Raw genomic sequence first — 22303 nt, 5'->3', positions numbered from 1 at the left:
TATCAACGATCTATATAACTTTTAGTTATATAAGATATAAACGAAAACAACTAAAACCTTTAGTTAATTTCTTTATATAACAATGATTCTTATCCTTATATATAAGAGATAAGGACAAAATTTAAATCACGCATTTGATATAAGTCAGATGTAAATGAATAAGCCAGAATAAAAACGGCTCATATTATTTATGAGAGTTTGATCCTGGCTCAGGATAAACGCTGGCGGCGTGCATAACACATGCAAGTCGAACGATGAAGCTTAAATGATTTCTTCGGAATGAATTTAAGTGGATTAGTGGCGGACGGGTGAGTAACGCGTGAGTAACCTGCCTTGCACAAGGGGATAGCCGTTGGAAACGACGAATAATACCCTATGATATAAACTCTTCGCATGAAGAGCTTATCAAAGATTTATCGGTGTAAGATGGACTCACGTCTGATTAGCTAGTTGGTGGGGTAACAGCCTACCAAGGCAACGATCAGTAGCCGGCTTGAGAGAGTGTACGGCCACATTGGGACTGAGACACGGCCCAGACTCCTACGGGAGGCAGCAGTGGGGAATTTTGCACAATGGGGGCAACCCTGATGCAGCGACGCCGCGTGATTTAGAAGGCCTTCGGGTTGTAAAAATCTTTTGTATGGGAAGAAAATGACAGTACCATACGAATAAGGACCGGCTAATTACGTGCCAGCAGCCGCGGTAATACGTAAGGTCCGAGCGTTGTCCGGAATCATTGGGCGTAAAGGGTACGTAGGCGGATAAGCAAGTTAGAAGTGAAATCCTATAGCTCAACTATAGTAAGCTTTTAAAACTGTTCATCTTGAGGTATGGAAGGGAAAGTGGAATTCCTAGTGTAGCGGTGAAATGCGCAGATATTAGGAGGAATACCAGTGGCGAAGGCGACTTTCTGGCCATAAACTGACGCTGAGGTACGAAAGCGTGGGTAGCAAACAGGATTAGATACCCTGGTAGTCCACGCCGTAAACGATGAGTGTTAGGTGTCTGGAAAAATCTGGGTGCCGCAGCTAACGCAATAAACACTCCGCCTGGGGAGTACGCACGCAAGTGTGAAACTCAAAGGAATTGACGGGGACCCGCACAAGCAGCGGAGCATGTGGTTTAATTCGACGCAACGCGAAGAACCTTACCAAGTCTTGACATATTACGGAGGGATTTAGAGATAAATTCTTACTTCTTCGGAAGACTGTAATACAGGTGGTGCATGGTTGTCGTCAGCTCGTGTCGTGAGATGTTGGGTTAAGTCCCATAACGAGCGCAACCCCTATTGTTAGTTACCATCATTAAGTTGGGGACTCTAGCAATACTGCCGGTGACAAACCGGAGGAAGGTGGGGATGACGTCAAATCATCATGCCCTTTATGACTTGGGCTACACACGTGCTACAATGGCAGGTACAGAGGGAAGCGAAACTGTGAAGTCAAGCGAAACTCAAAAAGCCTGTCCCAGTTCGGATTGCACTCTGCAACTCGAGTGCATGAAGTTGGAGTTGCTAGTAATCGCAGATCAGAATGCTGCGGTGAATGCGTTCCCGGGTCTTGTACACACCGCCCGTCACACCATGGAAGTTGGCAATACCCGAAGCCTGTGAGCTAACCTTTGGGAGCAGCAGTCGAAGGTAGGGTCAGTAACTGGGGTGAAGTCGTAACAAGGTAGCCGTATCGGAAGGTGCGGCTGGATCACCTCCTTTCTAAGGATGAGAAGTCGACACGTTGACTTCTCACACGGAAAAGAATATAAAGATCGTTGATATTAAAATATTAAGGTATCTAAGAAAATTTAAATTAAAAACAATATAAAACATGGGGATATAGCTCAGCTGGGAGAGCACCTGCCTTGCACGCAGGGGGTCAAGAGTTCGAATCTCTTTATCTCCACCATAATGACCTATCCCAATTTTGCGAAGCAAAATTGATGGAAGGTCAGACGTCGCGGCGTTTCAAAGTTTCGAAGAAACTTTGTCAGCAAGCCGACGAGTTTGGCAAAAGATAGAGTCATTAGAAACTGAACCACTTAGCAATAGCTAAGATAAAACTAAATAGCAAAAAATATTTCCAGTCAAGAAAGAAAGGGCGCAAGGTGGATGCCTTGGCACATGAAGGCGAAGAAGGACGTAAGTGAACGAAAACTAGGGCAAGCTCACAACAAGCACTGACCCCTAGGTCTCCGAATGGGGAAACCCGGCTGTGGAAGACACAGTCATTACTAAGTGAATACATAGCTTAGTAAAGCAAGACCCTGTGAACTGAAACATCTAAGTAACAGGAGGAAAAGAAAGAAAACTCGATTTTCCAAGTAGCGGCGAGCGAAAAGAAAAGAGCCTAATCCATTGAGGAATATCTAGTTAGTCGAATCATCTGGGAAGATGAACCAAAGAAAGTGAAAGTCTTGTAGATGAAAACTAAATAAACCAGGGAGGAAAGTAGCACCGGACACGAGGAATCCGTTGTGAAGATAGGGGGACCATCCCCTAAGGCTAAATACTAACATGTGACCGATAGCGAACAAGTACCGTGAGGGAAAGGTGAAAAGAACCCCGAAAGGGGAGTGAAACAGAACCTGAAACCTAGTGCCTACAAGCAGACAGAGGGCAACAGCCTGATGTCGTACCTTTTGTAGAATGGGCCAGCGAGTTATTGTAATAAGCAAGGTTAAATCTTTAAGAGATGAAGCCAAAGCGAAAGCGAGTCTTAATAGGGCGATTAGTTTGTTGCAATAGACCCGAAACCGGGTGATCTATCCATGGTCAGAGTGAAGGTGAAGTAAAATTCACTGGAGGCTCGAACCGGGTACGGTTTAAAACGTATCGGATGAACTGTGGATAGGGGCGAAAAACCAAACGAACTCGGATATAGCTGGTTCTCCTCGAAATAGCTTTAGGGCTAGCCTTTGATTAAGATTTAAGGAGGTAGAGCACTGAATGGTCTAGGGCGGCTTACCGTACCAAAACCTATCAAACTCCGAATGCCAAAAAATCAGATCAAGGAGTCAGACTTAGAGGGATAAGCTTCTAAGTCGAAAGGGAAACAGCCCAGACCGACAGCTAAGGTCCCAAAATCTGGATTAAGTGGAAAAGGATGTGAACCTACTAAGACAACCAGGACGTTGGCTTAGAAGCAGCCATGCATTTAAAGAATGCGTAATAGCTCACTGGTCAAGTGGGTTTGCGCCGAAAATGAACGGGGCTAAAATCCAGTACCGAAGCTTCGGATTGGTAGAGAATTTAAATCTATCACAAAAAGAGAAAAGGTAAAAGAAAACTTAACTAGGAAATATTTAAACAATCAAGATAATAACGAGTAACAAATCAAATTACGTAAAAAGGTAAGTTGTAAATTACTATCGTCGGCAACATGACAAATCAAAGATTTGAAACGTTGCGACGTCTGACCTACTAACCAAAACAAGTTTTGGAGTTAGGTCATGAAATTATCACCGAATAACAGTCATACAATAGTATGAACCTGGTAAGTATTCACTAACCAAACATCTTTATGTCTAGATTTAATTTCTCTACCAGTGGTAGAGGAGCATTGTATGGGCGAAGAAGCATAAGCGAAAGCACGTGTGGAGCGCATACAAGAGAGAATGCTGGCATGAGTAGCGAGAAGGGATGTGAGAATCATCCCCGTCGAAACCCTAAGGATTCCTGAGCAAGGCTCGTCCCCTCAGGGTAAGTCGGGACCTAAGGCGAGGCCGAAAGGCGTAGCCGATGGATAACAGGTTTAAATTCCTGTACCGCTTAAAGTCGCTATAGAGAAGTGATGACGCAAGAGGATAAGCTAAGCTAGCTGATGGATGCTAGTCTAAAAAGTAAGGCTGTCATGTAGGCAAATCCGCATGACAAACGGCCAAGCTTTGATAGGTATCGAAAACACAAGTAGAGAAGTAGCTGATTTCAAATTGCCAAGAAAAGTCACTATCAAGACCAAAGCGCCCGTACCAAAACCGACACAGGTAGGGAGGTAGAGAATACCAAGACGCGCGGAAGAACCTTTGTTAAGGAACTCGGCAAAATGTCCCCGTAACTTCGGGAGAAGGGGAGCCAGAGCGATCTGGCCACAGAAACCAGGCCCAAGCGACTGTTTACCAAAAACACAAGTTTCTGCAAAATCGAAAGATGAAGTATAGGAGCTGACACCTGCCCGGTGCTGGAAGGTTAAGGGGAAGGCTTAGCGAATGCGAAGGCTAGAACTTAAGCCCCAGTAAACGGCGGCCGTAACTATAACGGTCCTAAGGTAGCGAAATTCCTTGTCGGGTAAGTTCCGACCCGCACGAAAGGTGTAACGATTTGGGCACTGTCTCAACAAAGGATCCGGTGAAATTGTAGTAGTCGTGAAGATGCGACTTACCCACGCTAGGACGGAAAGACCCCGTGGAGCTTTACTGTAGGCTGATATTGGACTTTGAGATTAGACGTACAGGATAGTTGGGAGACTTAGAAACACGCACGCCAGTGTATGTGGAGTCACCCTTGGGATACCAACCCTCTAATATTAAAGTTCTAACGATGACCCTTGAATCAGGGCATCGGACATTGTCAGTTGGGCAGTTTGACTGGGGCGGTCGCCTCCCAAAAAGTAACGGAGGCGTTCAAAGGTTCGCTCAGAATGGACGGAAACCATTCGCAGAGTACAAAGGCAGAAGCGAGCTTAACTGCAAAACCTACAAGTTGCGCAGAGTAGAAATACGGACTTAGTGATCCGGTGGCACCGCATGGAAGGGCCATCGCTCAACGGATAAAAGCTACCCCGGGGATAACAGGCTTATCTCCCCCAAGAGTCCACATCGACGGGGAGGTTTGGCACCTCGATGTCGGCTCGTCTCATCCTGGGGCTGAAGTAGGTCCCAAGGGTTGGGCTGTTCGCCCATTAAAGAGGCACGCGAGCTGGGTTCAGAACGTCGTGAGACAGTTCGGTCCCTATCCAGCGTGGGCGTAAGAAATTTGAGAGGATCTGTCCCTAGTACGAGAGGACCGGGATGGACACACCTCTGGTGTACCAGTTGTTCCGCCAGGAGCATAGCTGGGTAGCTACGTGTGGAATTGATAAGTACTGAAAGCATCTAAGTACGAAGCAGGCCTCAAGATAAGATTTCTCAGAGTAGGTAAAGAAAATACCTTTGATAGGTCCAGGGTGTAAGTGCAGTAATGTATTAAGCTAATGGATACTAATACTTTTACTCTTGACTGGAAATATTTATTGCTATTTAGAAGGTTCAAAAAGTATAGTGGCGATAGCGCTAGGGATACACCTGTTCCCATACCGAACACAGAAGTTAAGCCTAACAACGCCGATGGTACTCGGAGGGAAACCTCCCGGGAGACTAGGAAGCCGCTAAACAAAAAATCTATAAGTGAGTCTCCCTTAGAAGGGGGAGGCTTGTGAAAGATTGTTAACCTATAGTATAGTTACGATAGCATGAGGGATACACCTGTTCCCATACCGAACACAGAAGTTAAGCCTCATAACGCCGATGGTACTCGGAGGGAAACCTCCCGGGAGACTAGGAAGTAGCTAAACAAATATCTAAGCAAGTTAGATAAAAATGTTGACAGTGATTAAAATTGATGTTATAATTAAATCACTGCGATGCTTAGGTAGCTCAATGGTGGAGCACCCGGCTGTTAACCGGTAGGTTGTGGGTTCGAGTCCCACCCTGAGCGCCAATTATTGATGCGCCGGGGTGGCGGAACTGGCAGACGCACAGGACTTAAAATCCTGCGGTGGTCAAACACCGTATCGGTTCGATTCCGATTCTCGGCACCATTATACCACTACTCTACAATTATCGCGGGATGGAGCAGGTTGGTAGCTCGTCGGGCTCATAACCCGAAGGTCGTAGGTTCAAATCCTACTCCCGCAACCATTTAAATTATATTTAAGTGAATAATAGTTCATAACATTTATGGCCCTATGGTCAAGCGGTTCTTGATCCTAACCCGATTTGTGAAACAAATCGATGGTAGGTCAAATGTCGCGAAATAGAAATCTTTGATTTCGTTATGTAGACGACAAAGACACTTGAAGCGAAGCTTCAATATTATAAGATAAATTTAATATAACGATTATTATATATAAGGCCCTATGGTCAAGCGGTTAAGACACCACCCTTTCACGGTGGTATCCCGAGTTCGAATCTCGGTAGGGTCACCATAATTAACCTAGTTAGGTTATATAAAGAACATCTTCGTATCAGAGGATACCACCGTGTGCACGGCGGTAAGTTCTTTGGACTCACTAACGTTCGTCTCAAAGATTTCAAATCTAACGATTTGAAACAGCACAGCTGACTGAGTTACGAATCTTGGTAGGGTCACAATTTGGAAGTATAGCTCAGTTGGGAGAGCATCTGCCTTACAAGCAGGGGGTCACAGGTTCGAGCCCTGTTACTTCCACCAGAAGATAATTTATTCATAAATTATCATTTTAGGAAAATCTTCGTTTGAAGTGATGTCGTATTTGACACCACTCCGTGGAGGCTCCTCTATACGCCGGAGAGGCGTGTTTATGGCCTGGTAGTTCAGCTGGTTAGAATGCCGCCCTGTCACGGCGGAGGTCGTGAGTTCGAATCTCATCCAGGTCGCCATTTGGATTGCAATAGTGATCCAATATGCTGATGTAGCTCAATTGGTAGAGCAATTGATTTGTAATCAATAGGTTGTAGGTTCAAGTCCTATCATCAGCTCCAATAAGAATTTGGATAATTAAATATGTGGGGATGTTCCAGAGTTGGCCAAATGGGACGGACTGTAAATCCGTTAGCTTTGCTTTCAGTGGTTCGAATCCGCTCATCCCCACCAACCTTTTACATCTTTGCGGGTGTAGCTCAGTGGTAGAGCCCCAGCCTTCCAAGCTGGTTGCGAGGGTTCGATTCCCTTCACCCGCTCCATGCGCCCTTAGCTCAGCTGGATAGAGCATCGGACTTCTAATCCGTGTGTCCCAGGTTCGAATCCTGGAGGGCGCGCCAAAGACAATTTCTAATAGAAAAGGTAAGAACTTAATTATAAAAAAAGCTTGACAGCAGATTTAAGTTATGATATAATTATACCGTACTTTGAACGTTGGGATATAGCCAAGTCGGTAAGGCACCAGACTTTGACTCTGGTATGCGTAGGTTCGAGTCCTGCTATCCCAGCCAATATGATCCATTAGCTCAGCCGGTAGAGCACCTGACTTTTAATCAGGGTGTCCGGAGTTCGAATCTCCGATGGGTCACCAATTATCAGCACTCATCCCGTTTTAGGGATGGTGTTGGAAATTCGTCGATATCCTCGACGATTTAATTTTATGGATATGTTTATTTTCTAGCCATTTGATTACTTATCAATAATTAAATATATGGAGAGGTACCGAAGCGGTCATAACGGGGCGGTCTTGAAAACCGTTAGAGTCTTTGGCTCACAAGGGTTCGAATCCCTTCCTCTCCGCCAATATCGCTTTTATTAGCGGATATGTAAGCTTATTAACAAGCTTAAGGAGAAGTACTCAAGTGGCTGAAGAGGCTCCCCTGCTAAGGGAGTAGATCCTTTCAAAAGGGATGCGAGGGTTCAAATCCCTCCTTCTCCGCCATAACAAGCCCAGATAGCTCAGTCGGTAGAGCAGGGGACTGAAAATCCCCGTGTCGGTGGTTCGATTCCGCCTCTGGGCACCAATTTTTTTGGATGGATAGGTTTATATCAACGACCGGTTATTATAACTATTCAATCTAGGGGAGTAGTTCAGCTGGCAGAACGTCGGTCTCCAAAACCGGATGTCGCGGGTTCAAATCCTGTCTCCCCTGCCAAATATGGACCTGTAGCTCAGGTGGTTAGAGCGCACGCCTGATAAGCGTGAGGTCGGTAGTTCGAGTCTACTCAGGTCCACCACTTTAAAATTAAGTAATACTTTAACGGAAGTTATTGTGGGCCTCTAGCTCAGTCAGTTAGAGCGCACGAAAACTCGCTTCTTCGAAGCTTTTCGCACTATAGTGCTATGTTTTCGGGGTAAATACCCGAAATCAACGGGTATTTACCTGGCACATAACCTTTGTTTTTTATAAAAGAATTACTTAAGAAAATTATATTGTGGGCCTCTAGCTCAGTCGGTTAGAGCGCCCGGCTCATAACCGGTAGGTCCAGGGTTCGAGTCCCTGGAGGCCCACCAAACATCTCAATTACGAGGTGTTTTTTTTTACCCACAACCGGTTATGAGCACGCTCATAACTGTTCTCTGGGCTCATTTCATTCGCCTCAGAGATTTTAAATGCTAACGCATTTAAAACCCTACAAGGGACAAGGTCGCAGGCTTCGAGTCCCGAAAGGCCCACCAAACATCTCAATTACGAGGTGTTTTTTTGCCCGCCGTACCGGTTATGAGAGGCCGCACGAAAACTCGCTTACTTCGTAAGCTTTTGCGAATACTCGATTCTTGTGAATCTTTTCGTGCTATCGCACTATGTATTCGGCTTAAATAGCCGAAGTCAACGGCTATTTAAGTGCACTTCGTGCTAAGTTTTCGGGATAAAGGTCCATTTAGGACCTTTATCAGGTCCAGGCTTCGAGTCCCGTAAGGCCCAGCAAACATCTCAATTACGAGGTGTTTTTTTACCCACAACCGGTTATGAGCACGCTCATAAGTGTTTACTGGGTTCATTCCATTCGCCTCAGAGATTTTAAATGCTAACGCATTTAAAACCCTACAAGGGACAAGATCACAGGGTTCGAGTCCCTTAAGTCCCACCAAACATCTCAATTACGAGGTGTTTTTTGACTGTATGGTTATGATTATATTATTAAGTTTTCTGTATTTTTTGTATTCGTTTAAGTGAACCTGTCACTATTTTTATTTTAAGTTCTGTTTATTTCATTTTGATCTAATATTTGTAAATAATATAAGCTAAATATATACATATCTAGTATAGTGTTAGTGTAAAGGAGGGGGTTATGGATAGAAAGCTATGTGAAGAGTATGAAATAGTTTGTGAGATGATTGATTTGTATCATAGGAAGAATGATAGGTTTTCTGATGGTGATATTAGTGATCTTAAGGCTTATGTCAAAAGTAAGCTTTCTTCTTGCCCTCATGGTTCTAATAAGCCTTTTTGCTCTTATTGTAAGATTCATTGCTATGAGCCAGAAAAGCGATGCGAGATTCGAGAGATTATGAGATTTTCAGGTCCACGCTTTATCTTCTATAGACCAGGCAAGTCTATAAAACATCTATTATATAAATCTAGTTTTATAAGAAAACTTGCAAGTAAAAAGTCCTACAGAAAATAATATTTACAGTAGGACTCTTTTCTTTACTCGATATCTAAGTCTAATGGTTCATCTATAGTTTCTGAGACATATTTGCCGTCTTTTTTTCTTTGTTTGACACATTCTGTGAGGAGGTATTCTATCTGTCCATTTATTGATCTAAAATCATCCTCGGCCCATTGGGCAATTTGCTTGTAGAGCTTTTCCGACACCCTTAGGGGTATTTGTTTTTTGGCCATTAATATAAGCTTCCTGTATTGACTATTGGGCTTGCTTCATGGTTGCCACAAAGAACAACTAGGAGGTTTGATACCATGGCTGCTTTTCTTTCTTCGTCTAGGTCGACTACTCCATTTTCTTCAAGCTTTTCAAGAGCCATCTCTACCATGCCCACTGCTCCATCTACTAACATGGCTCTAGCGTCGATTAGGGCTGATGCTTGTTGTCTTTGAAGCATCGCTGCGGCGATTTCAGATGAATAAGATAGGTGGGTAATCCTTGCTTCTATTATCTCAAGACCTGCAAATTCTACTCTTTTTTGAATTTCTTCTTTGATTCTTCTAGCTACTATTTCACTAGAACCTCTAAGAGATCCATCATCTGGCTCTCCATCGCCTGTTGTATCGATTTGATAATGAGGGTTTACATCGTAAGGATATTGGCGAACAATATTTCTTAGGGCTGTATCTGTCTGTAGGGATAGATATTCCTTGTAATTGTCTACATTAAATACTGCCTTGGCAGTGTCGTTTACCTTCCACATTACTGCTATGCCTATTTCTACAGGATTTCCTAAATAATCGTTGATCTTTTGTTTGCTGTTATTTAGGGTCATTACCTTTAGGGAAATTTTCTTATTGGTAGATTGGTAGGAATTAGACTTATCAAAAATCTTTATGCCATCACTCACATCCCCAGATTGGCCTAATTTGGTGTTGGCAGCAGGATTTACTGCTGAAACGAAAGGATTCACATAATAGAAGCCCTCGCCCTTTATAGTTCCAATATATTTACCAAAAAGTGTTAGAACCAGTGATTCTTGAGGTTTTAGAAGCTTAAGACCTAAAAGCATAATCCAACCTAAGGCTGCAAAGACTATTCCTATTACTAGAAATACTATATTTAGGCTTGAGTAATTACCGCTATCGATAATATTACCATTTACTGCTATCGTTAAAATTGCTCCTGCCAGGAGAATAAAGTAGACCAAAAGCATTAGAAGACCATTCTTCTTTGCCTTAAGGATCTTCTCTTCGACATTATCAGAGTTTTCGAGTTTCTTTTCTAACTTGTCCATATTTTACTCCTTATATATTTAATATCATAATGATATCACTTTCATTTCATTTGGTCAATAGGTTTGGATAGATTTTACATAAGCTTTGGGGTAAATATATGCTAGGAGGATATATGAAATATTTATATAAAAGTATCAGAGCTAAAAACAATGACCTAATCAGGGGAGTCCTCAATGCTCCTGATGATTTTTGTGAAAATAAAAAATACCCAGCAATAATATTTTTCCATGGTCTTATGGATGATAGAAATGGGATTAATTATATGTCTATCCAGCATGCAAAATATCTCACTGCGGCGGGTTTTCTGGTTTATAGATTTGACTTTAGGGGATGCGGTGAAAGCGAGGGAAGTTTTTTCGATCTAACCTTCACTAGACAGATAGAAGACGCCCAGATTATCTATGACTTTGTGGAAGAAGAGAAATTTGTAGATAGGGATAAGATATTTATCAGGGCCCACTCCATGGGAGGGGCTGTCGCCATAAAGCTAGCCCAGCTTAAGGAGCCTAAGGGCCTTATACTCTATGCACCAGGAAGCAACTATTCCTTGGAAAACTCAAATCTTATAAGGTCCTTAGATGATTTATCCAAAAGTCAAATACTTGGGGAAAAGGACCTGGGAGGTCTTAGACTATCGGCTAAGATTGTAGAAGATAGTAGGAAATATAATTTTCTAGAAATGGCGGAAGAATATAAGGGCAAGGTCCTTATGATTAGGGGAGAGAAGGATCCCGTAATAGAAAAAGAATCCATGAGCCTCCTAGAAGAGAAGTTCACGGATTGTAAATATATAGAAATAGAAAATGTCGGCCATAACTTCACAAGTTATGAGAAAAGACTTGAGATATTTGCCTTAACTAATGACTTTATTAGAGAAAATATTTAGGATTTCTTCTCTATTGTGATTACATAGGGGGAGATGTCTTTCTTGTTTGGGTAGGATAGTTTGAGAATGGCAAAGTCCCTTGGATCAAGTTCTTCTAGGAAATGATCAAGCTTATCTGCTTCAATCTTTCCTTGGGCATGGCCTGGATAGATGGTTATAAGTACCCTGCCCTTTTTTCTTAAAAGACTTAGGACCTTCTCTAAACTTTCTATAGTAGAATCGGCTCTAGTAGTGATAGTCTTATCAGAATTTGGTAGATAGCCTAAATTATAGACGGCTAAGTCAATTTTTTCTTTGATGTACTTATCAATATTGGCATGACTGTCCAAAATAAAGATAAAATTATCTCTAGGGCCAAGAAGCTTTAAGGTATTTTCCCTTGCAGCCTTTTGAATATCAAAGGCAATCAACTTTTTTGCTCCCAATACATCAAGGATAAAGGCTGAATCATTCCCATTCCCTGCCGTCATATCCACAGCAAGGTCAATATCCTTCTTTCTAATAAGAATTTCCTTAACAAGATCTGTTACTCTTTCAATCATAATTGCTCCTTAGAATAATTATACTAGTAAGCTATTTTTTTATATTATTGAATTTATGTAAGATAAAATAATAAGTATCAGGGTCAGTTCTTTTAGAAATGTCGAGGGCTTCTTTTATATAATCTTCGTAAGGAAGCTTATCATCCATTAGGATAATAGCTTTTGTATAAAGCATTACAGCCGACTTAGGATTCTTCGAATTATTAGCTAGGGCCATATTAATATATTCTAGAGCTTTCTTATTATCTTCCAATATGTAATAAATATTACTAATATTATGATACAAAATTGCCCTGGCATTTTCATCTAAGACTTCGCTATCTTCTATAAACTTACAAATTCTTAGCCTTTCTTGGATATCATCTAAACACGTTGCATAGTTCATCAAAATCCTATAATCTATATTATCATAATAATTATTATTTAGATTGTTGAAATTAAATTTTCCACCTGCATTTAATGCCTTTATAATCAAATTCTTTCTAAGAGCAGGATTATCTTTGATTTCCATACTCCTAAAAAACATAATCAACTTATAAGCCTTAACCTTCACAACATCTCTAGAAGTTCTTTCTTTTATTTTTATAAGTTCATTAATCTCAGGGGACTGATCTTTCCCCTCGTACCTATCTTTGCTATTTAAGGAAGAAATGATGTTTTCAATGCTTGAGCTATCCTCATACATTATCTCAAAATACTTTTCAATCAGATCGACAGACAAAACGGAAGAAAGCCTATCCAAGTTATCCAAATCAAAATTAACCTTGGAATTTTCCATATTAGAAATAGTTTTAATATTAATAAAACTAAGCTCAGCCAATCTCTCTTGACTTAAATTTCTCTTATTTCTAATATCCTTTAAGAATTTCCCAAAAATATATTTTCTATCATTCATATACATCACCTAAATAATCATTTTATCATATATTTATATATTATTCCATAGACAATTTGTCATAGAGTTTTCTATGATATTTTGGTAAAATAAAAATAGTAGATTAAAAAAATTCTATAATGAAAGGAGTAAATTTGGCTGGTGATTATGAGTACATAGGGAGTGAGATAAAAAGAATTAGAAAAAGTAAGGGGTTATCTCAAAAAGATTTGGCAATGTATGCGGGTATTAGTGAAGAAAGCCTTCGTAGAATTGAGAACAATTATAATAATCCGAGATTTGACAACCTAGATGATATATTAAATGCTCTAGGAATAGATTTCGAGATTACCTTGATGAACGAAAAGGGCTCCTCTTGGGAGACTATCAATAACAAGATTAATAAAATAGACAGAAATTTTTCAAATACCAATTATCGAAGTCTAGAAGAAGATATTGAAGAGTTAGAAGACTTGGATGTACATTTGCCTAATAGGTACAAGAATATTTTGAATCAATATATCTTATATTATAAAGCAATATATGAAAAGAAGTAAAACACGAAGATGAAAAATGTAGAGATTATTTAATAGAAGCTCTTGAAGTTAAAGACAGTGAGATAAATCCTATATCTTACATTCCTGCTAGCGATATAGAAATTAGAATAATGACAAAGCTATCCGAGTTTTATGTGAATACAGAAGATATACATAAGGCAAGAAAAATTTTAGAGAATCTGTTAGATAATTTAGATATTTATAATCCTAACTATATCAATATCCTATACAATCAAGCACGATTTTTTTATATGACTTCTTCCTATCAGGAAGCAGTAGATATTTCCTATAAGGCTCTTGAGCTAAGCTCTGCTATTAATAATTATAATAGGATAATTTTAATCTACTACCTTTTAGGAATATCCAAGTACAAATTAGGAGTGATAGATTACATAGAAGACATAGATAAAGCATTAAAACTTTGTGATTGGATGCTTAAGAGAGAACTTAAATTATCCCTTATTAAAAGTGTTAATCATATAACAAAAAACAATTCCTAGTAACCCCGCAAAAGTATGGGTTACCTTTTTTGAAGAAATTTATTATAATAAAGAAAAGGAGAAAAATATGAAATATACAAAACCTAAAATTTATACTATTCTAGAAGAAACAAAATTCGATAATTTGATTAATTTTCAAAGTAATGTTATATTAATGATATTACCAATGATAAGTCCAATTATAATTGAGCAAATTGCGGTTTCTCCATCGCACGGCAAAGAGGTGAACAAATGTTAAGAAAATTTATAAACAAAAATTTAAATTTAGAAAATAAAGGAGACTCTAAGAAGTATTTCTATATAAATTTAGTGATAATATTAATTATGTTTTTAGTTTCGGCATTTTTTATTAGCAAACTTCCGGTTCAAATACCTATTTTGCATGAAGGATCTAAACAAATATATATAGATTCTAAGATAGGGGTTTTTTTAATACCAGTTTTAGCCTTGATTACAAATATGCTGTTTAGTTTACAAAAAAGATTATACATTTTTCATTCCATAATATATTTATTGGTGCTGATTGGAATGTCGTACTACTATTATACTTTAATATAGAGTGTATTAGAATATAATTATGTAAGCTATGTTTAAGATAAATATATTTATAATTTAAGTTTAAATTATCTTTAAGCATAAACTATAATAAACTCAGTAATTTTGAGGAAAGTATGGGAAAGGTATTAATTAATAAAAAGTTGATGAATACTGATATTTTTTATGATACTGAAAATATCAGTATTCGTATAACTGGATATATAGTTGCTGCATATTTAAGTTATTTTATCACATATTTTGCTACAAACAAAGAGCTTTTATTACTTCAAGTAAAAGAAATATTATTAACAATTATTTTATCTTATATTTTAATGATTATAGTGAAAAAACTTATATTACCTAAAAATAATAAGATTATCTCAATATATCCACTAAAATTAAAAAAAATTATCTTAAGAATATATATATATGAGTATACAAAATATTTATTGTTGAGTTCAGCATTAATTTTGCCAGATGTTATTTTTGGAAAAATAAATTTTTTATGTTATTGCATGTTAATGTTATCATCGTTATTAACTATAAATATTGGAATTATAATTATTCCACAAAATTTAAAAAAGAATATTTTGCTATCTAATTCATTTATTAGTTTGAGTATATTATTTATATTTAGTTCTGTTTTAATGCATTTAATACTCAACTATTTAGAGGATTGTTTTTTTGTATTATTCGTTTTGATTTTAGCTGATATGGTTACATTTTTCATTTTATGCAAGGATAAAAATGAATTATTTGTATCTAATATATTTAGGTACTCATACACATTAACTCAAACTAAAAAATCAATTTTGAAGGAGAGAGTAATAAAAGCATGTGATAAATATTTATTCAAATATAAATATTTATATAAGAGAGAATTAGAAAAAATGTTATTAAATAAAATGTTTGAGTTAAATTTGATTCGATCTTATATATTAATGATATCGACAATTATTTTTTTAAAGGGACATGAGTATGATAGTATATTATTTTTTGATTTAACTATTTTATTGAGCTCTGTAAATTATTTTTCATCTAGTGCATACTATATAGAAAATTCTATATGCACTCTACGAGATATAGTGCCATTGGACGAACTAGAATTGTTTAATGTAAAAGTTATCAGTAATACATTTATTTGGATGCTAATATTTTTACCTTATATAGTGATTGTTTTGTGCAAAGTAAAAATAGCGTTTATTTTGAATGTGCTATTTATTTTAACTAGCCTATTTTTATGGTCTCAAGTAGCTTTATTTGTTGATTATTTGCTTAATGCAGATAAAAATGAAAGGGAAAAAAACATATATACAAGATTTATTGTGGTTATTATTTCATTAATATATTTAACTTTTTTAAAAGATAGTATATCTATTTTTGATTGCGGCTTAAAATTAGAAATCTTAGCGTGCTCTATATTGAATATTGTAGTTTTATTTTTGTTAAGGAGGGCTTTTATTGCTAGAGTTAGTAAATGTTACAAAAAGTTTTGAAAATAAAAATGTATTATTAAATATAAATGCAATATTCGAATGTGGAAATATAAATATACTTCTTGGGAAAAATGGTATAGGAAAGTCTACTCTATTGGATTGTATAGTAAGGCCGTATTATTTGGATGAAGGACTTGTTTTGTTAGACGGTAAAAATGTCAATAATATAGAAATTAGAAGAAAAATATTTTATTTACCAAGTTACTCTTTTATTGATGAAGATATAAAAGCTATTGATTATTTGAATTTTGTAAGTAATGTTTATACTGATAAGAATCTCTCATTTGAAATATTTAAGAAAGATTTACAAATTTTAAATTTAGAAAATAATATGAACGATCGAATAAATACTTTTTCTCTGGGAATGAAGAAAAAATTATACTTTATTGGAAGTATAGTGTCATGTGCAGATTATTTGATATATGATGAATTATTTAATGGTATAGATGAAGAATCTTCTCATTATATGTTAGAGAAATTAGATTTATTAAAAGCTAAAAGAAAGTGCATTATAATATCTACTCATAATAAGACAAAATTGATAAATATATCTGATATGCAGTATATATTAAAAGAAAAGACACTTTTACAACAAAAATTAATCAATAGGTAGACATATAAACTTATTATAAGATTTAATAATATGGTTATAATATTGTGAGTCTGTTCTTTTCTAAGTTTTTCACATCAGCTAAACAATTATTTTATCATATATTTAGATATTATTCCATAAATGGTTTGTCTATAGAGATTCCTATAATATTTCCATATAATAAAAATAATAAGGATGATTAAGTATATGGTAATTAGTGAAATACCTGACATAAGAGAAAGTAAGAGGTAAGGAAAGACTCCACAAGTAGAAGCTAAGCTAAACAATCTATCATTGGCCCAGGTAGATACAAGGTGTTTGATAAGATAAATTTGGATATAGGAAAAGCTAAGCCCTATGTTAGAATCGGAAATGCTGTATCTGGTAAGTCTATCCTTGCCAAGATTCTTATGGAATTAACTGAAGACTATGAGGGAGATATTCTAAAATAATCTAACATTGGCAGGAGATGATTTATTAATACGCCCTATAATAGGAATTTATCTAGATAGTAGGCTATGCCGTCCTCGTCATTTGAGAGGGTTACGTAGTCTGCTATTTCTTTTATCTTACTTACGGCATTACCCATGGCGACTCCTACTCCAGCAGCCTCTATCATAGTTTCGTCATTCATTTCATCACCGAAGGCGATGATGTCCTTTCGATCTATATTAAATATTTCTGCGATCTCTAGAAGGCTATTTCCCTTAGAAAGTCCCCTAGGCATAACTTCGTAATAGAATCTTGCTGATTTGACTTGCTCTGTTAGGTCTCCAAATCTCTCTTTAAGCTTACTAGTTGGCTCATCTATAAGGTCAGGGTCTGCTGCAAAGAGGATTTTGTTTACTGGAAAGTCGAGTGTTTGGTCGAGATCTTCTACTTCTTCAGCCGTCATCATGAGAGTCCTTGCCTCGCCTTCTGTGTAAGGTCCGATCTTTGGACTATAAACAGTATCCCTAAAAGGCACCATAGTCTCAAGGGGCAAGCCTTTGGCAAGTTTTATCATCTCTACTGCAAGGTCATGGTCCATTTCGTGGTTGGCGAGGACCTTACCTGTGGCAAAGTCTGTTATGGCTCCTCCGTTAAAGCTTGAAATAAGACCGCCGTATTTATCAAATTCCAAGGCCTCTGCCAGGTTTCTCGCTCCTGCTGTTGGTCTTCCTGTAACTATTACGACCTTATGGCCAACCTTCATAGCGGAAATCAAGGCCTCTCTTGTCTTTTCTGTGATGACTCTCTTGCTATTTACTAGAGTTCCACCGACGTCTACTCCGATTAGTTTCATTATTTCTCCTTAAGTATATTCTTTTCTATATAATAGGCTATCCCATCCTCGTCGTTTGAAAGACTGATGAAGTCTGCCTCTTTTTTTAATATTTCGCTTGCGTTAGCCATAGCGATTCCAGTTCCTGCCATTTGTATCATTTCCATATCGTTAATCTCATCTCCAAAGGCTAGGGTGTCCTTGGACTCGATCGAGAAGAAGTCTGCAATTTCTAGGATGCTCCTGCCCTTATTGATATCAAGGGGCATGCAGTCGAGAAATTGGGGCATGGAGTGGATGGGGTTTACTCGGCTTTCAAATTTTTCCTTAAACTTCTCTATATTTTTATTTATGATTGAAGGCTCTGCTGAGAAAAGAAGTTTATTAAGGGGAAAGTCTATTTTCTCTTCTAAATTTTCAATGATCCTATAAGGCATTTTATTTTTCTTTGCCAGAAATTCTAGGCTATGAGCATGTTCGTTTTCTGCTAAGATTTCTCCCTTATGATAGATTATATAGTCAAAGCCGAGCCCTTTGGCAAATACAATCATTTCTCTTATTAGAGTCTGGTCTATGGTGTGGTTTATGATTGCCTTCTTAGCCTTCATATCATAGACATGGGCTCCGTTAGATGAGGAGACGAGTCCTCCGAACTTATCAAAATCAAGGTCTTTGGCCAGAAAGTCTGCCGCATAAAAGTCCCTGCCCGTAATAATTGCGACCTTGTGGCCGATTTTACTTGCCTTAATAAGACTAGCTTTCGTCCTAGTAGTAAGTTCGTTTTTACTATTTAGAAGAGTGCCGTCTATATCGACTCCGATTAATTTCAATTCTTCCTCCCTATTAATATAAAAAGGGCTGCTACAATTGCAACAGTCCCCTTGTTATTAAGCTTCAATCTTTAGTAAATCTTCTCCGTGGTTGATTTGACCAAGTTTTAGGCTTGTTATTGTCTTATCGTCTGTATTTGTTATGATAACTGGTGATTGGATTTCCTTACCAGCAGCTTTGATTTCTTCGATGTTGAATTCGATTAGAAGATCGCCACGTTTTACATTAGCATTATTTTCTGCTTTGATATCAAATGGTTTTCCTTCAAGCTCAACTGTATCAAGTCCTATGTGGATTAGTAGTTCTGTACCATTTTCTGATGTGATTCCAACAGCGTGTCCTGTCTCAGCAAGCATTGAGATCTTGCCATCAACTGGAGCATAAACTTTTCCTTCAGTTGGAACAATGATCACTCCCTTGCCTACGATTTCTTGGGCAAATACTGGGTCGCTACATTCCTTGATATCCTTAACTTCTCCTGTAAGTGGAGCAAGAATTATCTCATCTGATCTAACTTCTCTTACTTCTTCTACATTTTCGTTTTTATTGCTATCTCCAGAAAAAGCACCCTTGATTTTATCTAAAAATGACATAGTACCTCCTTGTTTTCATGTTTATATCATCTTTCTTATTATTAATATACTAATATTTTAGCAAAAATCATTTTCTGTAACATATGTTACAGATTATATATACACTTGTGGTTTATAATAGAGACAGTTAAGTTAAGAAAAATAAAAAAGGAGTTTATTTATGTTTTGTTTTCAATGTCAAGAAACTTTCAAGAATGAAGGATGTAAGGTCCAAGGCGTATGTGGAAAAAAGGAAGATACAGCAAACATGCAAGACCTTCTCGTATATGTAACAAAGGGACTTGCTGAAGTAATAAATAAAAAAGGAGAAGTAGAAGAGAGATTTTACGATAGATTATCTAACAACCTTTTCGTAACTATCACCAATGCAAACTTCGACACAGAAGCAATTCTTTCTATAGTAAAGGAGACTATAGCCATGAAAGATGAGCTTTTGGGAGAAGTTTCTAAGGAAGGTCTTTCTGACTTTGCCCTATACTCATCAGACGATGACGACGAGCTTTCTAGAAAAGCAATCGAAGTTGGTGTTTTAAATATAGTAAATGAAGACGAAAGATCTCTTACAGAGCTTGTAATATACGGACTTAAGGGAATGGCTGCCTACAACCACCATGCCAATGTCCTAGGCTTTAGGGATAAAGAAGTAGATGAATTCATTGCAAAGGCCCTTGAAGAGACTACAAAAGGATATACAGATATATCTAAGCTAATCGACCTTGTGATGGAGACAGGAAGCCACGGAGTTAAGGCTATGGCCCTACTTGATAAGGCTAATACAGAAACTTACGGCAATCCAGAAATCACAGAAGTAGATTATTCTGCAGGAAATAAGCCAGGAATTCTAATCTCAGGCCACGACCTTCACGATATGAAGATGCTCCTAGATCAAGCAAAGGATAGCGGAGTAGAAATCTATACTCACTCAGAGATGCTTCCAGCAAACTACTATCCAGAATTTAAAAAGTACGACAACTTCCACGGAAACTACGGAAACAGCTGGTGGAGCCAAAACGAAGAATTTGAGAAATTCAACGGTCCAATCCTTATGACAACCAACTGCATCGTTCCAATGAAGAAAAATAACACCTACCAAGACAGGATGTTTACAACAGGAAATGCAGGTTATCCAGGATGTAAACACATAGAAGCAGACGAAAATGGCAACAAGGACTTTACAGAAATTATCGAAATGGCCAAAAAATGTAAAGCTCCAACAAATCTTGAAGATACAAAAGTAGTCGGAGGTTTCGCCCACAATCAAGTGATAGCCCTTGCTGATAAGGTAGTTAGCGAAGTTAAGGAAGGAAATATCAAGAAGTTCGTAGTAATGGCAGGTTGTGACGGAAGACACAAGGACAGAACTTATTACACAGACTTTGCTAAGGCTCTACCAGAAGATTATGTAATTCTTACCGCAGGTTGTGCAAAATATAGATACAACAAGCTAGGTCTTGGCGATATCAATGGAATCCCAAGAGTTCTAGATGCTGGTCAATGTAACGACTCTTACTCACTCGTTCAAATTGCCCTAGCCTTAAAGGATGCATTCGGCCTATCTGACATAAACGACCTACCAATCGAATACAACATAGCATGGTACGAACAAAAGGCTGTAATAGTTCTATTAGCCCTATTAAGTCTAGGAGTAAAAAACATCCACCTAGGACCAACACTTCCAGCCTTCCTTTCACCAACAGTAGTAGACTTCTTGGTAGAAAACTTTAATATCGCAGGAAATACTACAGTAGAAGAAGATATGCCACTTTTTACTAAATAGAAATCCCAAGAAAGGCTAGAGAAATCTAGCTTTTCTTTTTTTGTTAGAAATTTTCTTAGAAGTATATTCATATTGAGAATATATAAAGGAAGTAGTATGAATTTAAAGTTATCTGATAAAGATTTAGAAGAAATTATAGAAATTAGACACCAAATCCATATGCACCCAGAAGTATCTGGCAAGGAATATAGGACTACTAAACTTGTAAGAGATTTTCTAGAAAAACTTGAAGGAGTCGAAATAATCGACTTTCCCATAGAAACAGGCCTAATCGCAAGGCTTAAGACAGGAAAAGCTGGCAAGGTCATAGGACTAAGGGCAGATATCGACGCCCTATCCCAGAAGGAGGAGACTGATATTTCCTATAAGTCCAGGGAAGAAAATACCATGCACGCCTGCGGACACGACTATCACACAGCAAGTCTTTTGGCTGTCGCGAAAGTCCTCAGTGAAAATAGGGATAAGCTAATGGGCGATGTGGTATTTATCTTTCAAAGGTCCGAGGAGATCACCAGGGGAGCCAAGGAATATGTGGACAAGGGGCTTTTCGACAAAGTCAAAATCGATAGGGTCTTGGGCTTTCACAATTGGCCAGAAGTAGACTCCGGTAAGGTTATAATAAAAAAGGGTTCCTTGATGAGTTCCAAGGTAAACTTCAAGATAGATATCTTCGGCAAGGGTCAACACGGGTCTATGCCTCATCTTAACATAGATCCTATAGTTTGTGCATCAAACATAGTCATGGCCCTCCAGACCATAATTTCAAGAAACGCTAACCCCTTCGACTCGACCGTCCTTTCAGTAAATTCTATAAATGGAGGATCAGAAGATAATCTAGTAGTAGATAAGACTCACCTATCTGCCACCATTCGCTCTCTTTCTGAGGAAAATCTTGAAAGAGCCATTGAAAGGATGGAGGCCATAGTAGAGAATATGGCAAGGGCCTACGAATGTAAGTATGAGATTACCTACACTGAAAAGATTCCTTCTGTATGTAATGGGGAAGATATGTATAAAAGGGCTCTTTCTTCCGCGAGTAAAGTCTTGGGAGAAGAAAATATCCTAAAGGAAGGCCACACCATGGCCAGTGAAGATTTCGCCTTCTTTATGAAGGAAGTTCCTGGATTTTTCTACTGGTTTGGAAGTGGGGAAGAAGGACATCCGAAAGAAGCCCTTCATAGCAAGAATTACTTCTGTTCAGACAAGGCCATAGCCCCAGCCGTAGAAGTCCTAGCTAGAGCTGTTTTCGATTTTCAAGAATTTTAACTATATTTAATCAAAGGCTTGTAGAAGATTT

At 38.0% G+C, this 22303-nt stretch carries 17 protein-coding genes, 19 tRNA genes and 4 rRNA genes; 33 read left to right on the top strand and 7 right to left on the bottom strand.

Features of this window, described 5'->3' with window-relative positions; translation table 11 throughout:
• The first annotated feature begins 186 nt into the window (after window positions 1–186).
• The 24 genes from C7D97_RS06385 (at window position 187) to C7D97_RS06270 (ending at window position 9280) form a co-directional block, all read left to right on the top strand.
• Window positions 187–1711 (top strand): 16S ribosomal RNA (locus tag C7D97_RS06385).
• A 114-nt stretch (window positions 1712–1825) separates the two neighbouring features.
• A tRNA-Ala gene (locus tag C7D97_RS06380) sits at window positions 1826–1901 on the top strand.
• Between the two features lie 176 nt (window positions 1902–2077).
• Window positions 2078–5213: ribosomal RNA gene (locus tag C7D97_RS06375) — 23S ribosomal RNA — on the top strand.
• 33 nt (window positions 5214–5246) lie between these two features.
• Window positions 5247–5363, top strand: a 5S ribosomal RNA gene (gene rrf, locus C7D97_RS06370).
• Window positions 5364–5426: 63 nt separating this feature from the next.
• Window positions 5427–5543, top strand: a 5S ribosomal RNA gene (rrf, locus tag C7D97_RS06365).
• Together the 16S, 23S and 5S rRNA genes with 19 tRNA genes alongside form the textbook arrangement of a ribosomal RNA operon.
• Window positions 5544–5614: 71 nt before the next feature.
• Window positions 5615–5689 (top strand) — tRNA-Asn (locus C7D97_RS06360).
• An 11-nt stretch (window positions 5690–5700) separates the two neighbouring features.
• A tRNA-Leu gene (locus C7D97_RS06355) sits at window positions 5701–5789 on the top strand.
• A 23-nt stretch (window positions 5790–5812) separates the two neighbouring features.
• Window positions 5813–5889, top strand: a tRNA-Met gene (locus C7D97_RS06350).
• Window positions 5890–6101: 212 nt separating this feature from the next.
• Window positions 6102–6176 (top strand) — tRNA-Glu (locus C7D97_RS06345).
• 169 nt (window positions 6177–6345) lie between these two features.
• Window positions 6346–6421: transfer RNA gene (locus C7D97_RS06340), tRNA-Val, on the top strand.
• Between the two features lie 111 nt (window positions 6422–6532).
• Window positions 6533–6609 (top strand) — tRNA-Asp (locus C7D97_RS06335).
• A gap of 26 nt (window positions 6610–6635) precedes the next feature.
• Window positions 6636–6711 (top strand) — tRNA-Thr (locus tag C7D97_RS06330).
• 26 nt (window positions 6712–6737) lie between these two features.
• Window positions 6738–6823: transfer RNA gene (locus C7D97_RS06325), tRNA-Tyr, on the top strand.
• A 15-nt stretch (window positions 6824–6838) separates the two neighbouring features.
• Window positions 6839–6912: transfer RNA gene (locus C7D97_RS06320), tRNA-Gly, on the top strand.
• A gap of 1 nt (window position 6913) precedes the next feature.
• Window positions 6914–6990, top strand: a tRNA-Arg gene (locus tag C7D97_RS06315).
• Window positions 6991–7085: 95 nt separating this feature from the next.
• Window positions 7086–7161: transfer RNA gene (locus tag C7D97_RS06310), tRNA-Gln, on the top strand.
• Between the two features lie 4 nt (window positions 7162–7165).
• Window positions 7166–7241 (top strand) — tRNA-Lys (locus C7D97_RS06305).
• 122 nt (window positions 7242–7363) lie between these two features.
• Window positions 7364–7453 (top strand) — tRNA-Ser (locus C7D97_RS06300).
• Between the two features lie 45 nt (window positions 7454–7498).
• Window positions 7499–7592: transfer RNA gene (locus C7D97_RS06295), tRNA-Ser, on the top strand.
• A 6-nt stretch (window positions 7593–7598) separates the two neighbouring features.
• A tRNA-Phe gene (locus C7D97_RS06290) sits at window positions 7599–7674 on the top strand.
• A gap of 56 nt (window positions 7675–7730) precedes the next feature.
• Window positions 7731–7806, top strand: a tRNA-Trp gene (locus C7D97_RS06285).
• Window positions 7807–7811: 5 nt separating this feature from the next.
• A tRNA-Ile gene (locus tag C7D97_RS06280) sits at window positions 7812–7888 on the top strand.
• 200 nt (window positions 7889–8088) lie between these two features.
• A tRNA-Ile gene (locus tag C7D97_RS06275) sits at window positions 8089–8165 on the top strand.
• A 779-nt stretch (window positions 8166–8944) separates the two neighbouring features.
• Complete coding sequence (locus C7D97_RS06270; RefSeq protein ID WP_105301242.1) at window positions 8945–9280, top strand: nitrous oxide-stimulated promoter family protein; 336 nt, start codon at window positions 8945–8947, stop codon at window positions 9278–9280.
• Window positions 9281–9303: 23 nt separating this feature from the next.
• On the opposite strand, the gene C7D97_RS06265 is transcribed toward C7D97_RS06270, so the two are convergent.
• Both C7D97_RS06265 and C7D97_RS06260 read right to left on the bottom strand, forming a co-directional pair.
• Window positions 9304–9498: a type II toxin-antitoxin system antitoxin gene (locus C7D97_RS06265; protein ID WP_105301241.1), complete on the bottom strand. Its 195-nt coding sequence runs from the start codon at window positions 9496–9498 to the stop codon at window positions 9304–9306.
• The gene (locus C7D97_RS06260; protein WP_105301240.1) at window positions 9498–10556 is read right to left on the bottom strand and encodes an SPFH domain-containing protein; all 1059 of its coding nucleotides are present in this window, start codon (window positions 10554–10556) and stop codon (window positions 9498–9500) included. Before C7D97_RS06260 ends, C7D97_RS06265 begins: the two co-directional genes overlap by 1 nt.
• 113 nt (window positions 10557–10669) lie before the next feature.
• Between C7D97_RS06260 and C7D97_RS06255 the strand changes: the two genes are divergently transcribed.
• Window positions 10670–11443: an alpha/beta hydrolase gene (locus tag C7D97_RS06255; RefSeq protein WP_105301239.1), complete on the top strand. Its 774-nt coding sequence runs from the start codon at window positions 10670–10672 to the stop codon at window positions 11441–11443.
• Here the strand turns inward: C7D97_RS06255 and mnmM are convergent.
• Entirely contained in the window at window positions 11440–11985 is a 546-nt protein-coding gene (mnmM, locus tag C7D97_RS06250; RefSeq protein ID WP_105301238.1) for a tRNA 5-(aminomethyl)-2-thiouridylate-methyltransferase MnmM, read from the bottom strand. The two genes, C7D97_RS06255 and mnmM, sit on opposite strands and share 4 nt — an antisense overlap.
• A 31-nt stretch (window positions 11986–12016) precedes the next feature.
• Window positions 12017–12880, bottom strand: a complete 864-nt coding sequence (locus C7D97_RS06245) for a helix-turn-helix domain-containing protein (RefSeq protein WP_240308891.1) — start codon at window positions 12878–12880, stop codon at window positions 12017–12019.
• 134 nt (window positions 12881–13014) lie between these two features.
• On the opposite strand from C7D97_RS06245, the gene C7D97_RS06240 reads away from it, so the two are divergent.
• The 6 genes from C7D97_RS06240 to C7D97_RS10515 all read left to right on the top strand — a co-directional run bounded on the left by C7D97_RS06240 (window position 13015) and on the right by C7D97_RS10515 (window position 16993).
• Window positions 13015–13416 (top strand): helix-turn-helix domain-containing protein, encoded by a 402-nt coding sequence (locus tag C7D97_RS06240; protein ID WP_158679121.1) that lies wholly within the window; start codon window positions 13015–13017, stop codon window positions 13414–13416.
• Window positions 13417–13526: 110 nt separating this feature from the next.
• On the top strand, window positions 13527–13916 hold the full coding sequence (locus C7D97_RS06235; RefSeq protein WP_105301236.1) for a tetratricopeptide repeat protein: 390 nt from the start codon (window positions 13527–13529) through the stop codon (window positions 13914–13916).
• Window positions 13917–13983: 67 nt separating this feature from the next.
• Entirely contained in the window at window positions 13984–14154 is a 171-nt protein-coding gene (locus C7D97_RS10520; RefSeq protein WP_158679120.1) for a hypothetical protein, read from the top strand.
• 433 nt (window positions 14155–14587) lie between these two features.
• The gene (locus tag C7D97_RS06225) at window positions 14588–15949 is read left to right on the top strand and encodes a hypothetical protein (RefSeq protein WP_105301234.1); all 1362 of its coding nucleotides are present in this window, start codon (window positions 14588–14590) and stop codon (window positions 15947–15949) included.
• Complete coding sequence (locus tag C7D97_RS06220) at window positions 15915–16562, top strand: ATP-binding cassette domain-containing protein (RefSeq protein ID WP_105301233.1); 648 nt, start codon at window positions 15915–15917, stop codon at window positions 16560–16562. The genes C7D97_RS06225 and C7D97_RS06220 overlap by 35 nt, the downstream gene beginning before the upstream one ends.
• Before the next feature lie 293 nt (window positions 16563–16855).
• Window positions 16856–16993 (top strand): hypothetical protein, encoded by a 138-nt coding sequence (locus C7D97_RS10515; protein ID WP_158679119.1) that lies wholly within the window; start codon window positions 16856–16858, stop codon window positions 16991–16993.
• A 35-nt stretch (window positions 16994–17028) separates the two neighbouring features.
• Here C7D97_RS10515 and C7D97_RS06215 read toward each other — a convergent pair whose 3' ends face one another.
• The 3 genes from C7D97_RS06215 to C7D97_RS06205 are packed head-to-tail and all read right to left on the bottom strand — an operon-like array spanning window position 17029 to window position 19229.
• On the bottom strand, window positions 17029–17826 hold the full coding sequence (locus C7D97_RS06215; protein WP_105301232.1) for a Cof-type HAD-IIB family hydrolase: 798 nt from the start codon (window positions 17824–17826) through the stop codon (window positions 17029–17031).
• Window positions 17826–18635, bottom strand: a complete 810-nt coding sequence (locus C7D97_RS06210) for a Cof-type HAD-IIB family hydrolase (RefSeq protein WP_105301231.1) — start codon at window positions 18633–18635, stop codon at window positions 17826–17828. The genes C7D97_RS06215 and C7D97_RS06210 overlap by 1 nt, the downstream gene beginning before the upstream one ends.
• A gap of 57 nt (window positions 18636–18692) precedes the next feature.
• Window positions 18693–19229, bottom strand: a complete 537-nt coding sequence (locus tag C7D97_RS06205) for a PTS sugar transporter subunit IIA (RefSeq protein ID WP_105301230.1) — start codon at window positions 19227–19229, stop codon at window positions 18693–18695.
• Window positions 19230–19389: 160 nt separating this feature from the next.
• Here C7D97_RS06205 and hcp point away from each other — a divergent pair, with 160 nt between their 5' ends.
• Together hcp and C7D97_RS06195 are read left to right on the top strand one after the other, a co-directional pair.
• Window positions 19390–21006, top strand: coding sequence for a hydroxylamine reductase (hcp, locus tag C7D97_RS06200; protein ID WP_105301229.1), 1617 nt, complete (start codon window positions 19390–19392; stop codon window positions 21004–21006).
• Between the two features lie 96 nt (window positions 21007–21102).
• Window positions 21103–22272, top strand: a complete 1170-nt coding sequence (locus C7D97_RS06195; RefSeq protein ID WP_105301228.1) for a M20 metallopeptidase family protein — start codon at window positions 21103–21105, stop codon at window positions 22270–22272.
• Window positions 22273–22303: the final 31 nt, after the last annotated feature.

It is taken from the genome of Anaerococcus marasmi (genome assembly GCF_900290195.1).
Lineage (GTDB): Bacteria > Bacillota > Clostridia > Tissierellales > Peptoniphilaceae > Anaerococcus > Anaerococcus marasmi.
This window is presented reverse-complemented; position numbering and strand designations above follow the sequence as displayed.